11 protein-coding genes and 2 rRNA genes are annotated in these 13,177 nt (G+C 56.6%); 6 read left to right on the forward strand and 7 right to left on the reverse strand.

Annotated features, from left to right (window positions below; all coding sequences use genetic code 11):
• The first annotated feature begins 442 nt into the window (after window positions 1-442).
• A complete protein-coding gene (locus tag SBC1_RS11015; RefSeq protein WP_165092015.1) occupies window positions 443-1,642 on the forward strand; it encodes an amino acid aminotransferase in 1,200 nt (399 codons plus the stop codon).
• Window positions 1,643-1,769: 127 nt separating this feature from the next.
• Here SBC1_RS11015 and SBC1_RS11020 read toward each other — a convergent pair whose 3' ends face one another.
• Entirely contained in the window at window positions 1,770-3,026 is a 1,257-nt protein-coding gene (locus SBC1_RS11020) for a patatin-like phospholipase family protein (protein WP_165092016.1), read from the reverse strand.
• Window positions 3,027-3,085: 59 nt separating this feature from the next.
• The gene (locus SBC1_RS11025) at window positions 3,086-3,883 is read right to left on the reverse strand and encodes a 3-hydroxybutyrate dehydrogenase (protein ID WP_165092017.1); all 798 of its coding nucleotides are present in this window, start codon (window positions 3,881-3,883) and stop codon (window positions 3,086-3,088) included.
• Window positions 3,884-4,127: 244 nt separating this feature from the next.
• Here SBC1_RS11025 and SBC1_RS11030 point away from each other — a divergent pair, with 244 nt between their 5' ends.
• Both SBC1_RS11030 and SBC1_RS11035 read left to right on the forward strand, forming a co-directional pair.
• Window positions 4,128-5,099, forward strand: coding sequence for an aldo/keto reductase (locus tag SBC1_RS11030; RefSeq protein WP_165092018.1), 972 nt, complete (start codon window positions 4,128-4,130; stop codon window positions 5,097-5,099).
• A gap of 158 nt (window positions 5,100-5,257) precedes the next feature.
• Complete coding sequence (locus SBC1_RS11035; RefSeq protein ID WP_165092019.1) at window positions 5,258-6,103, forward strand: 23S rRNA (adenine(2030)-N(6))-methyltransferase RlmJ; 846 nt, start codon at window positions 5,258-5,260, stop codon at window positions 6,101-6,103.
• Between the two features lie 21 nt (window positions 6,104-6,124).
• Here SBC1_RS11035 and SBC1_RS11040 read toward each other — a convergent pair whose 3' ends face one another.
• Window positions 6,125-6,727, reverse strand: a complete 603-nt coding sequence (locus SBC1_RS11040) for a hypothetical protein (RefSeq protein WP_165092020.1) — start codon at window positions 6,725-6,727, stop codon at window positions 6,125-6,127.
• Between the two features lie 135 nt (window positions 6,728-6,862).
• Between SBC1_RS11040 and SBC1_RS11045 the strand changes: the two genes are divergently transcribed.
• Window positions 6,863-7,276, forward strand: a complete 414-nt coding sequence (locus SBC1_RS11045; protein WP_165092021.1) for a DUF305 domain-containing protein — start codon at window positions 6,863-6,865, stop codon at window positions 7,274-7,276.
• A 95-nt stretch (window positions 7,277-7,371) separates the two neighbouring features.
• Here the strand turns inward: SBC1_RS11045 and SBC1_RS11050 are convergent, their stop codons facing one another.
• Both SBC1_RS11050 and cueR read right to left on the reverse strand, forming a co-directional pair.
• The gene (locus tag SBC1_RS11050; RefSeq protein ID WP_087882081.1) at window positions 7,372-7,518 is read right to left on the reverse strand and encodes a DUF3563 family protein; all 147 of its coding nucleotides are present in this window, start codon (window positions 7,516-7,518) and stop codon (window positions 7,372-7,374) included.
• Window positions 7,519-7,791: 273 nt separating this feature from the next.
• On the reverse strand, window positions 7,792-8,178 hold the full coding sequence (gene cueR, locus SBC1_RS11055) for a Cu(I)-responsive transcriptional regulator (protein ID WP_165987616.1): 387 nt from the start codon (window positions 8,176-8,178) through the stop codon (window positions 7,792-7,794).
• Between the two features lie 98 nt (window positions 8,179-8,276).
• On the opposite strand from cueR, the gene SBC1_RS11060 reads away from it, so the two are divergent.
• Window positions 8,277-8,483: a heavy-metal-associated domain-containing protein gene (locus SBC1_RS11060; protein ID WP_165092023.1), complete on the forward strand. Its 207-nt coding sequence runs from the start codon at window positions 8,277-8,279 to the stop codon at window positions 8,481-8,483.
• Window positions 8,480-9,406 carry an SDR family oxidoreductase gene (locus SBC1_RS11065; protein WP_165987618.1) on the forward strand — a complete coding sequence of 309 codons (927 nt, stop codon included), beginning with the start codon at window positions 8,480-8,482 and terminating at the stop codon, window positions 9,404-9,406. Before SBC1_RS11060 ends, SBC1_RS11065 begins: the two co-directional genes overlap by 4 nt.
• A 315-nt stretch (window positions 9,407-9,721) precedes the next feature.
• On the opposite strand, the gene rrf is transcribed toward SBC1_RS11065, so the two are convergent.
• Window positions 9,722-9,834 (reverse strand): 5S ribosomal RNA (gene rrf / locus SBC1_RS11070).
• Window positions 9,835-10,073: 239 nt separating this feature from the next.
• Window positions 10,074-12,954: ribosomal RNA gene (locus SBC1_RS11075) — 23S ribosomal RNA — on the reverse strand.
• Window positions 12,955-13,177: the final 223 nt, after the last annotated feature.

The following is a 13,177-nucleotide window of genomic DNA, read 5'->3' on the forward strand; positions in this document are numbered from 1 at the left end:
GCAAACACCCATTCTAGCGGTTCGCGCTGGAGCGGGTTTGGACGGCGGATCAGGATTGTTGGAACAGGTTCAGGCGATTCGCGCCGAGCTTTCGCACGATGCCTACTGCTTTCAAGATGGGGCGTCCGCACGAAATCGCAAGTGATTGTTTTGGATAGTGAAAGCTTTGCGGCGATGTTACGGCACGCTACGGCCCGTAGTGTTCATTTTTGAAAAAAACCGCGAAATCGGCGGGAAAAAATGGCTAAATCACGCGTTTCTTCCGTTTCGCGAGGCCGAAAAGCGGCGCCCGATTCGTTACAATGCCGAACTGGGGTTTTCATCGATGGGACGGAGTTACGTTGGCTCCTCAAGCTCTGGTTTGCACCGCTTTTTAGCCGTTGAGCAGCCGATTTCCCATCCGTGCCGCCCGTGCCGCCTTATCCACTACCGCCGATAAATCATGTCCCTTTTCTCAGCCGTCGAGCTTGCCCCCCGTGACCCGATTCTGGGCCTGAACGAAGCCTTCAACGCCGATCCGCGCACGACCAAGGTCAATCTCGGCGTGGGCGTGTATTTCAACGAAGAAGGCAAGATTCCGCTCCTGCGCGCCGTTCGCGAAGCAGAAAAAGCGCGCGCGGAACTCGCTGCGCCCCGTGGCTATCTGCCTATTGAGGGCATTGCCGCTTATGATGCAGCTGTGCAAAAGCTGCTGCTCGGCAACGATTCCCCGCTGATCGCCGACGGCCGCGTGATCACGGCTCAGGCGCTGGGTGGAACGGGCGCGCTCAAGATTGGCGCCGACTTCCTGAAACGACTGAATCCCATGGGCAAAGTCGCCATCAGCGACCCGAGCTGGGAAAACCACCGCGCGTTGTTCGAATACGCGGGTTTTGAAGTCGTGAACTACCCGTACTACGATGCAGCCACGCACGGCGTGAAATTCGACGCCATGCTCGAAGCATTCAACAACTATCCGGCCGGCACCGTCGTGGTACTGCACGCGTGCTGCCACAACCCGACCGGCGTCGACCTGACCCCGGCGCAATGGCAACAGGTCGTGGAAACGGTCAAGGCACGCTCGCTGGTACCGTTCCTCGACATCGCTTATCAGGGCTTCGGCGAGAACATCGACGCTGACGCCGCTGCGGTGCGCCTTTTCGCCAAGGCCGATCTCAACGTATTCGTGTCGTCGTCGTTCTCCAAATCGTTCTCGTTGTACGGCGAGCGCGTGGGCGCGCTGTCGATCATCACGAGCGCCAAGGAAGAAGCCACGCGCGTGTTGTCGCAACTCAAGCGCGTGATCCGCACGAACTATTCAAACCCGCCAACGCACGGCGGTTCAGTTGTCGCCGCAGTCCTTGCTTCGCCCGAATTGCGCGCCACGTGGGAACAAGAACTCGGCGAGATGCGCGACCGTATTCGCGCAATGCGCAATGGTCTGGTCGAGCACATCAAGGCAGCCGGCGTTGCGCGCGACTTCAGCTTCGTGAACCAGCAACGCGGCATGTTTTCGTACTCGGGCCTGACCTCTCCGCAAGTCGATCGTTTGCGCGAGGAATTCGGGATTTACGCCGTCGGCACGGGCCGCATCTGCGTCGCCGCGCTGAATACGCGCAATCTTGAAGTGGTGGCCAACGCCATCGCAACCGTGCTGAAGTAGTTTGCTCATGTAGTTCGAAAAACGGCGCTCTGTGTGAGCGCCGTTTTTTTTGAGGTCCCCGACGTGTTGCGACAAGGGACCGCCCGCGGTTCCCCGCTTGCTCCCTATCGATGAGCTTGACGCCCGATCAACGCCCGCCGCGATGAATGTCGTGCGTGATGAAACCCGAATCGTTGTTCGGCATGTCGAGCCAATCCCGATGCGAGAGTGTGCCGCGGATATCGGACAAGCCGCTCTCCCAATGCTCACGCATGGTCGACAGCCCAAACTGAAAGTCCTTATAGTTCCCGTCGTACTCCTTCTCCCGGTAGATGAGGTGGATCACGTTATAACGCTTCGAGCACGCAAGTTCTTCCGCCGTCTTGCACCACGGATCGCTGCTGCGGATGTCCACCGGTACTTTATCCAGCACTTCCCTCAATACATTCCGAAACCGCTGTGAACGCTGCAAGGCGTCAGTAACGAACCGCGTCCGGCTGGAGTACTGAATGTCCTTCACGCGCCCCATCACGTCGACAATGCTGTCCGGAACTGGCCCACGCGCGCTCCACAAATCAATCTGGAACCCAAGCGTGTCACGACGCGGCATAGCCTGCACGACCTCGTACAGCGGCGTATTGGACATCAGGCCACCGTCCCAGAAATACTCGCCATCAATTTCGATAGCCGCGAAACCCGGCGGCAACGCCCCCGACGCCATGAAATGCTCCACGCGCAACTTCATGCGGGTGTTGTCGAAATACGCGAAATTGCCGGTAGCAACGTTCACCGCGCCCACCGACACCCGGGTCTCACGCGAGTTGATCCGATCGAAATCGCAGAACCGTTCGAGCGTCCCCTTCAGCGGGACTGTGTCATAGAAACTCGCCGAGCCCGGCTCACCCGCAGCCAGCGGCGAGGGCGGCGGGAAACGCGGTATGAAAAATCCCTTCTGCCCTTCGACCAACGCGCTCACGGCCTGCATCGCGGTGAAAGCCTTGCGGATCTCATCGGTGGAATTGAAGAACGCGTGTTCGACAAAAGCAGGCAACGGTGGCAGGAAGGCAGGCTGGCAGATCGTCTCCCAAAATTCAAGCAGACGCGGCACGCGATCCTCGGGTGCGTTCCCGGCGATGATCGCCGTGTTAAATGCGCCGATGGAGATCCCTGCAATCCAGTTCGGGTGAATGCCGGCCTCGTTCAACCCCTGATACACGCCCGCTTGATAAGCACCGAGCGCCCCACCGCCCTGCAACATCAACGCGATGGTTTCATAGGGCGGCAGCTTGATGCGCTTGCCCGCTTCAGGACCGCCCGAGGCAACTGCCTCAGGCGGCTCGCCAAGGTCAGGGGACGTCACCTTGCGAGGCTCCTTCGTCACCTTCGCCCGTTTCGTTCCCGTCATGTCATTGTGTCCTCGCGCACTGCCCGTTCGCTCTACCATCGAAACTCCTGTTTGAGGCCTTACTGCATGAACCAGCCATGGCTCACCACAACCGATTGACCGGTGAGCGCGGCCGTGGGGAAAGCGGCCAGGAACAGAACCGTTTGGGCCACGTCTTCCACCGTTGTGAAGACGCCGTCGACCGTGCCGCCCAGCATCACATTCTTGACCACGTCCTCTTCGCTGATACCAAGCTCCTTCGCCTGCTCAGGAATCTGCTTGTCGACCAGCGGCGTACGCACGAAACCCGGGCACACCACATGCGAACGCACGTGATGCTTCGCGCCCTCCTTCGCCAGTACGCGAGCCAGACCGAGCAACGCGTGCTTGGCCGTGACATAGGCGGACTTGAGCGCCGACGCCTCGTGCGAATGCACCGATCCCATGTAGATTACGACGCCGCCGCGATCGTCCTTGTACATGTGCTGGAGCGCGGCTTTTGTGGTCAAAAACGCCCCGTCGACGTGAATGGCCTGCATTTTCTTCCAGTCGGAATACGCGTAGTTTTCGATCGGATTGACGATCTGCACGCCAGCATTCGACACCAGGATATCGATGGAGCCGAATTCCGCCGCCACCCGATCGATACCTGTATTCACCGCCTGTTCGTCGGTAACGTCCATCACGACGCCTAACGCCCGGCCGCCTTGCGACTTGATCTGCTCGGCCACGGCGTCGGCGGCGTCCTGGTTCAGATCCGCGATGGCGACCACCGCGCCCGCCTCGGCCAGAGTCAGGGCAATTTGCTTGCCGATCCCGCTCGCCGCGCCCGTGACCACCGCCACGTTGCCCGCCAGACTCGTATTCAGTGATGTCATTTGCCGCCCCTCCTCCTTTCAGGTTCGAACAATGAAACCACGCAACGCCGCGCCGATCAACCTCGATAAACGTCATAGGCCGTTCGGTCAGCTATCCGACGCCACCCGGCGGGGCTATCGTTCCGTCAGAAACACAATGAACGTAGAGGTTGGCAAGCCGGGCGTCGCCGCGCGAATCCTGAAATCGGATTAAGCTTTCAAACCCACTTGATGCAACTCAAACTCACAACTGGAGATCACGAACATGAACTATCGTCGGCTAGGACGTTCCGGCCTGCAGGTCAGCGAATTGTCGATCGGCTCGTGGGTAACGTACGGTACGCAGGTCGACCATCGCGCTGCGCGCGAGTCGCTCGCTGCCGCCCGCGATCACGGTGTAAATTTCTTCGATAACGCCGAGGTCTACTCCAAAGGCAAGTCCGAAGAAATCATGGGCCGCGCGCTGAAAGAACTCGCGTGGCCGCGGGTAAGCTACGTAGTGTCGACCAAGTTCTTCTTCGGTATCAACGAAGGACCGAATCAGCAGCAAACGCTCAGCCGCAAATACCTGCATAACGCCATTGACGGATCGCTTACGCGTCTGCAACTCGATTATGTCGATCTCGTGTTTTGCCATCGGCCCGATCCGCATACGCCGATCGAGGAGACCGTATGGGCAATGAGCGACATCATCGCACGGGGCAAAGCGCTGTACTGGGGCACGTCGGAATGGAGCGCGGACGAGATTCGCACGGCCTACGATATTGCCGAGCGGCATCATCTGCATAAACCGGTGATGGAGCAGCCGGAGTACAACCTGCTGCATCGCAAGCGGGTCGAGAACGAATACAAGCGCCTCTATGAAGACATTGGACTGGGCCTGACAACCTGGAGTCCGCTCGCTTCGGGGCTGCTCACCGGGAAGTATCGCGGTGGCGTTCCGTCTGATAGCCGCGCGCAGCTTCAAGGTTACGAGTGGTTGGCCAAAAAGCTGACGGACAAGGGCGCGAATAACATTGTCGGGCGGCTTGCAGAAGTATCTGACCAGCTTGACTGCTCGCTGGCACAGCTTTCACTCGCCTGGATTTTGCTGAATCCGAATGTCAGCACAGTGATTACCGGCGCGTCGCGGGTCGAGCAGATTCACGAGAATATGAAGGCCATCGACGTCGTGCAAAAGATCACGCCGGAGATCAAGCAGCGCATGGAGGAAATCGTCGGCGACGCGTTTGCCTGACGCGTTGGTCCGAACAAGCAGGGTCGTCGGCTACAATAACGACCCTGCTGCGTGCGCCGTGCGGTGCCGCATAGCGCCTATGCACTTCGGCGCTTAGGCACTTTCTTCGTCCGTCTGGCTCACGCCGCGCTCATTCTCGTCTCGCTCACTCATTTGCCATGCTCAGTTACCGACACGCCTTTCACGCAGGCAACCACGCAGACGTGCTGAAACACGCGGTCGTCGTGCAGTTGCTGCAACACCTTGCCCAGAAGGACAAGGCGTTCTGGTATATCGACACCCACGCGGGCGCCGGCGTGTATTCGCTGACCGACGGATTTGCGACCAAAACGGGTGAGTTCGAAACAGGCATTGCCAAGATCTGGACCAAGCGTGATTTGCCGGGTTTGCTCAAGGATTACGTCAAAGAGGTAAAGGCGCTGAATGCGGACGGCACGCTGCAGTTTTATCCCGGCTCGCCCTATCTCGCATGGCGGGTGATGCGCGAGCAGGATCGCATGCGGTTGTTCGAGCTGCATTCCACCGAAATCGACGTCCTGCGCCACAATTTCCGCGACGCAGGCCGGCGTGCAGTGCTCTTCGAAGGCGATGGTTTCGACGGCATCATCAAGCTGTTACCACCGCCGCCCCGTCGCGCGCTTGTCCTGATCGATCCGTCGTACGAAGACAAACGCGACTACGCACGCACGCTGAACTGCCTCGAGGAAAGCCTGAAGCGCTTTGCGACCGGTACTTATGCAATCTGGTATCCGCAAGTGACCCGGCTGGAATCCCAGCGTTTCGCCGATCAATTGAAGCGCGTGCAGCCCAAGAATTGGTTGCATGCGTCATTGACCGTGAGCAAACCTCCCGTCGACGGCTTTGGCCTGTTCGGGAGCGGCATGTTTATCGTGAATCCGCCGTATACGCTCGCGGCTGAGTTGAAAGAGACGCTGCCCTATCTCGTCGACGCACTCGGTCAAGACGGCAAAGCGGCGTTCAAACTCGAACATCGTGGCAACTGAAAACGTCTGCGCCGTTCGCCGTTAATCAAGCGACGTGGTAACCGCACCGGTTGCGGTATGCGGGTCCGACGATCGGGTTGGCACGGTCGGCGCAGGGCTCGGGGTTGCGACGGATCTCGGCGTCGCTACGGGTACCGGCGTGATGATGGGAGGCTGCGCCGGAGACTGCCGCACTTGCGATACCGCAGACTGAGTTGAGGCTGGAGCCTGGGTTTGAGAGCCAGTTGGCACGCCGTAAGATGCGCTGAGATGTGATGATGTTGAACGTGGCCGATGCTGGCGATTGAACGACGACGACTGTGAGCTTGTTGACGCCCCATATCCCTGCCCAGCACGATGCCCGCCCTGCTGAAGGTCGATGTAAGGCGAAACGATGATCGTCTGCTGATCTTTTTGCGGCAATTCGGGCAGCGTGGGCAATGCCCGCGCGGGCACCATGCCCGACCCATTCAACGGCCCCGTCTGCAGAACGTTGCCGCCTGCGCCGCTGTGAATCCCTGTCTGCGTATCCAGGATCAGCGGCTGACCACCCGCCTGGGCGAACGCGCCCAACGCCGCCAAACCCGAGACCAGACATAGCGCTGCAGTCGCCACACATTTGATAGGTCGAAGTTCTGGACTCACAGCGCCCCCCTTGTCGAATGACAACCGACGCTCATATCGGGCCGATTCATTTCATATCATATTAAAGCGCTTTACCTTACCGCGATGGCAAGCTTTAGGCTAGCTCTCCCGAAAGTCAACATTTAAGGAGATTCGATGACATTCCCGAAAACCTTCCTCGCTGGCGCAGCCGCGTTTGCAGTCTCAATCGTTGTCTCGATGCCCGTCGCGTTGGCACAGACGCCAGCATCCTCAGCATCGATGGCAGGCATGGACATGTCAGCCGCAAGCGGTAGCCAGGGCGATTCTGCGTCGACGAAGGAGTTTCAGGCCGCCGATCATTCGATGATGTCCGGCATGTCCGATGTCGAGTACACCGGCGACGCCGATCGTGATTTTGTCGCGCACATGATCCCACACCACGAGGGCGCCGTCGCGATGGCAAAGGTCGAATTGAAGTACGGCAAGGACGCAAAGTTGCGGGCGTTGGCCAAGGAGATCATCGCTTCGCAGGACAAGGAGATTGCGTTCATGAAGCGATGGCTCGCGACGCATCCCCAGAAAAATTGAGCGACTTGGCCTGATTGGCGAGAGTAGCCAAAAAAAATGACAAAGCCCCGCATGCGGGGCTTGTTCGATTTTCGACCGGGTGTTTTCGGCTGAAATTACAGCGAGTAGCCTTCGGTTTCCAACGAGCGGATACGCTTTTCGAGTTGGACGATATCCGACGATTGCGCCAGATATTCTTCGCGACGATTACGTTCGGCGGTTTCAAACCAGATGCTGACTTTTTCGAGTAGGAATGCAAACATGATTTTTTCTCCAAGGATTTCAAATGAATCCCCGGCGGTTCGGGTCAGGGATATCCCTCGAAAGGGTTAACCCGAATTATAGAGCAACCACGCTGGAGGTGTTAGTGAAATGCCTGCATTGGGTGCATTCTTTTTTGGAATGGTGCAAGCACCGCCTCGGAGCAAGTGATTGATTTCTATACTTTTCCCGGAAATTTCCGAACTAGACTACTAATTTCGCACTTTTATAGTGCACAAATTAGGCAAATGGGCTGCTGTGACGCACCAATACGGTCACTCAGCCAGTCGTTCCAGAATGGGGCAATCGGGCCGTCCGTCACCGTGGCAATGAACCGCCAAATGAGCAAGGGTATCGCGTATATCTGTGAGTTCCGCGATCCGCCTGTCCAGTTCCGCAACATGCTCCAGCGCGATCGCCTTGACCTCTGAGCTGGCACGCTGCCGGTCGTGCCACAAGGCCAGGAGTTTGCGAATATCGTCGACCAGAAAGCCGAGCCGACGTGCTTGCCGAACAAAGCGCAGCGCATGAACTTCCTGGGTCCCGTACATCCTGTACCCTGACGTTGTCCGGTCAACCGGTGGCAAGAGGCCAACGCTCTCGTAATACCGAATCATCTTGGCCGTCACGCCGGACGCGCGGGCGGCTTCGCCGATATTCATCGAACATACTCCCAAATTTTTCCATAGACTCTACACCTTCCAACGATAGGAAGGTATAGCATGGTTCGCTCTTACAAAAACCCATGCAAGGAATTGATATGGCTGAATTTAAGGTAGAAGGCATGAGCTGCCAGCATTGCGTCGCCGCCGTCACTCGCTCCATCCAGGAAATCGACGCCGCAGCACAAGTTCAAGTGGATCTCGAGCACGGGCGTGTTGTGGTGGTATCGAGCGAAACGATCGATACACTCAAGGAAGCGATCGATGAGGCGGGTTACACGGTCGTATCGGCGAAGGCCGCATGACTCGGGGGCCACACTTTAAGGTTGCGTTGATTGGCGCGTCCGGGTTGCTCGGACGCGCCGTTGCGAATGAACTAGCCGCGATAACCCGCTGGCAGGTAGTACGAACAGCGTTTCGTCATGGCGACGCTAGCACCGTCACGCTGGATATTCGCGATGGGCGCGCCGTCCGTCAGTTCATCGCTGACCAGACTCCTGACGCAATCGTTGTGGCCGCGGCCGAACGGCGTCCGGATGTTTGTGAGAACGACCCGGTCCTCGCGCGAGCGTTGAATGTTGACGCATTAGGCTTTATTGCGAGCGCTGCACAGGGCATCGGTTCGTGGATCCTCTCCATCTCGACCGACTATGTCTTCGATGGCACACGACCGCCCTATCAGCCGGACGACACGCCGAATCCCCTTAACGCCTACGGTCGCAGCAAGCTTGACGGAGAGCAGGCGCTGCTGCAATCCGGCGCGCGGTCCTGCGTGCTGCGTTTGCCGCTCCTGTATGGCCCGGTGATCGAATGGGGCGAGTCAGCGGTGACAAACTTGACGCCAGCAATCGCGGAATCTGCTCGCGGAGTAGCTCCCGCGGTGATGGACGCTTGGGCAACTCGCTACCCCACCTTCACGCCTGACGTGGCGGTTGTGATCCGGCAGTTGCTGGAACGTCATGAAATCGGTGAATCAATTACCGGCGTGAAGCACTGGTCCGGCGATGAGCCAATGACAAAGTTCGACATTGCGAAGCGGATCGCGAAAGTGCTTAATATTGATGCCTGCATCACAGCACAACGAACGCCGATCGAAGCTACGCCGCGCCCGCGCAACTGCCATCTTGCATCGGATGCGTTGGAGGTTTTGAGGATCGGACAACGAACACCTTTCGACACCGCGATCCGCGCGGTGCTGCAAAACTGGCCACGTCCAACAAGCCTGTGAGAGGCCGTGAAATTTAGATGGCCGACGAAGCGACGTCCGAATTCAACGCATCGTCACATCGATGTTTCACTATTCATTGAACCCACTTTGCGAATAGTCAAAGACAACTAGGGCTGTCAGTTTTGAGATACGCCTGAGACTATCGATTTCCTCGCCCGGTTGAGCAAGCTTGCATGGCGGACTGAAGGCTCCATGGTCATATCGAACGAGTGATTGGAGCCGGATGAACTTCACGAAACCAGGCCCGAAACGCAAAAACCCCACCTTTGGGGGGTGGGGTTTCTGCGAGCTGCGGTGTGTTGCAGCGAATGAGGAGCCTGACGATTACCTACTTTCACACGGGTATCCGCACTATCATTGGCGTGGAGTCGTTTCACGGTCCTGTTCGGGATGGGAAGGGGTGGTACCAACTCGCTATGGTCATCAGGCATAAGGGGGTGTTGTGGTGGGGGTTAAGGCCATCACAACCAATCTGAGGAAGAAGTAGTCGAGTGCATGGGGGGTTTTACGCGCCGCACGCCTCGTTATTACTGGTGAAGCTTGGGGTTGTGTTTGTTGGCACAACACTGATCTCAACCTAGGCGTGTACTTAAGACCCTGCGCGTTGCGCAGGATGGGGCATCCATAAGTGCTGAAGCACTAACGGCTGCCGACACACACTGGTTATAGGATCAAGCCTTACGGGCAATTAGTATCAGTTAGCTTAATGCATTACTGCACTTCCACACCTGACCTATCAACGTCCTGGTCTAGAACGACCCTTCAAGGAGCTCGAAGCTCCAGGGATATCTCATCTCAAGGCGAGTTTCCCGCTTAGATGCTTTCAGCGGTTATCTCTTCCGAACATAGCTACCCGGCGATGCCACTGGCGTGACAACCGGTACACCAGAGGTTCGTCCACTCCGGTCCTCTCGTACTAGGAGCAGCCCCCTTCAAATATCCAACGCCCACGGCAGATAGGGACCAAACTGTCTCACGACGTTTTAAACCCAGCTCACGTACCTCTTTAAATGGCGAACAGCCATACCCTTGGGACCGGCTACAGCCCCAGGATGAGATGAGCCGACATCGAGGTGCCAAACACCGCCGTCGATATGAACTCTTGGGCGGTATCAGCCTGTTATCCCCAGAGTACCTTTTATCCGTTGAGCGATGGCCCTTCCATACAGAACCACCGGATCACTATGACCTGCTTTCGCACCTGCTCGACTTGTCGGTCTCGCAGTTAAGCACGCTTATGCCATTGCACTATCAGCACGATTTCCGACCGTACCTAGCGTACCTTCGTACTCCTCCGTTACACTTTGGGAGGAGACCGCCCCAGTCAAACTGCCTACCATGCACTGTCCCCGATCCGGATCACGGACCAAGGTTAGAACCTCAAACAAACCAGGGTGGTATTTCAAGGACGGCTCCACCGAAACTAGCGTTCCGGTTTCATAGCCTCCCACCTATCCTACACAGATCGGTTCAAAGTCCAATGCAAAGCTACAGTAAAGGTTCATGGGGTCTTTCCGTCTAGCCGCGGGGAGATTGCATCATCACAAACACTTCAACTTCGCTGAGTCTCGGGAGGAGACAGTGTGGCCATCGTTACGCCATTCGTGCAGGTCGGAACTTACCCGACAAGGAATTTCGCTACCTTAGGACCGTTATAGTTACGGCCGCCGTTTACCGGGACTTCAATCAAGAGCTTGCACCCCATCATTTAATCTTCCGGCACCGGGCAGGCGTCACACCCTATACGTCCACTTTCGTGTTTGCAGAGTGCTGTGTTTTTATTAAACAGTCGCAGCCACCAGTTTATTGCAACCCCTTCACCCTTTGCGCGCAGGCGCATCAAGCTACAGGGGCGTACCTTATCCCGAAGTTACGGTACCAATTTGCCGAGTTCCTTCTCCCGAGTTCTCTCAAGCGCCTTAGAATACTCATCTCGCCCACCTGTGTCGGTTTGCGGTACGGTCTTGTTAAACTGAAGCTTAGAGGCTTTTCTTGGAACCACTTCCGATTGCTTCTTCGCCTAAGCGAATGGCCTCGTACCCTTGAATTCCGCGCCCGGATTTGCCTAAGCGCCTTCTCCAATACAAGGACCGGGACTTCCAACACCCGGACAACCTTCCGCGATCCGTCCCCCCATCGCATTTAACAATGGTGCAGGAATATTAACCTGCTTCCCATCAGCTACGCATTTCTGCCTCGCCTTAGGGGCCGACTCACCCTACGCCGATGAACGTTGCGTAGGAAACCTTGGGCTTACGGCGAGGGGGCTTTTCACCCCCTTTATCGCTACTCATGTCAGCATTCGCACTTCCGATACCTCCAGCACACTTTTCAATGCACCTTCACAGGCTTACGGAACGCTCTCCTACCATGCGAGATAAATCTCGCATCCGCAGCTTCGGTATATTGCTTAGCCCCGTTACATCTTCCGCGCAGGACGACTCGATCAGTGAGCTATTACGCTTTCTTTAAAGGGTGGCTGCTTCTAAGCCAACCTCCTGACTGTTTTAGCCTTCCCACTTCGTTTCCCACTTAGCAATATTTGGGGACCTTAGCTGGCGGTCTGGGTTGTTTCCCTCTTGACACCGGACGTTAGCACCCGATGTCTGTCTCCCGTGATTGCACTCTTCGGTATTCGGAGTTTGCTATGGCGTAGTAATCCGCAATGGACCCCACAACCATGACAGTGCTCTACCCCCGAAGGTGATACACGAGGCACTACCTAAATAGTTTTCGGAGAGAACCAGCTATTTCCAAGTTTGTTTAGCCTTTCACCCCTATCCACAGCTCATCCCCTAATTTTTCAACATTAGTGGGTTCGGTCCTCCAGTACGTGTTACCGCACCTTCAACCTGGCCATGGATAGATCACTTGGTTTCGGGTCTACGCCCAGCAACTGAACGCCCTATTCGGACTCGCTTTCGCTACGGCTGCCTTAATCAGTTAACCTTGCTACTGAACGTAAGTCGCTGACCCATTATACAAAAGGTACGCCGTCACCCCTTTCAAGGCTCCGACTGTTTGTATGCATGCGGTTTCAGGATCTATTTCACTCCCCTCCCGGGGTTCTTTTCGCCTTTCCCTCACGGTACTGGTTCACTATCGGTCGATCACGAGTATTTAGCCTTGGAGGATGGTCCCCCCATCTTCAGACAGGATTTCACGTGTCCCGCCCTACTTGTCGTACACCTAGTTCCACACATCCGCTTTCGCCTACAGGGCTATCACCTGCTATGGCCACACTTTCCAGAGTGTTCGGCTAACGGTCGTGCTAAAGAGTACAGGCTGATCCCATTTCGCTCGCCACTACTTTGGGAATCTCGGTTGATTTCTTTTCCTGCGGTTACTTAGATGTTTCAGTTCACCGCGTTCGCTTCTCATAGCCTATGGATTCAGCTATGGATACTCCATTCGGAGTGGGTTTCCCCATTCGGACATCGACGGATCAAAGCTCGTTTGCCAGCTCCCCGTCGCTTTTCGCAGGCTACCGCGTCCTTCATCGCCTGTGATCGCCAAGGCATCCACCACATGCACTTGTTCGCTTGACCCTATAACGAGTGTGTCTCCGAGCGTTTTTCTCTACACCGAACCGAAGTTCAATGCGGATGAAACCTCTTTCACCCCGCTATAGGTTGAGTATTCGTGTTGCGCCGTATTCCAAAGCAATCTTTCGATCACCTTTTCATACATTGATACAATCACAACCCTGATTCACCTACTCGCACACCCATCTCTAAGTATGCTTTCGTGAATCTCTTTACTACTTCTTCC

It is taken from the genome of Caballeronia sp. SBC1 (genome assembly GCF_011493005.1).
Taxonomy (GTDB): domain Bacteria; phylum Pseudomonadota; class Gammaproteobacteria; order Burkholderiales; family Burkholderiaceae; genus Caballeronia.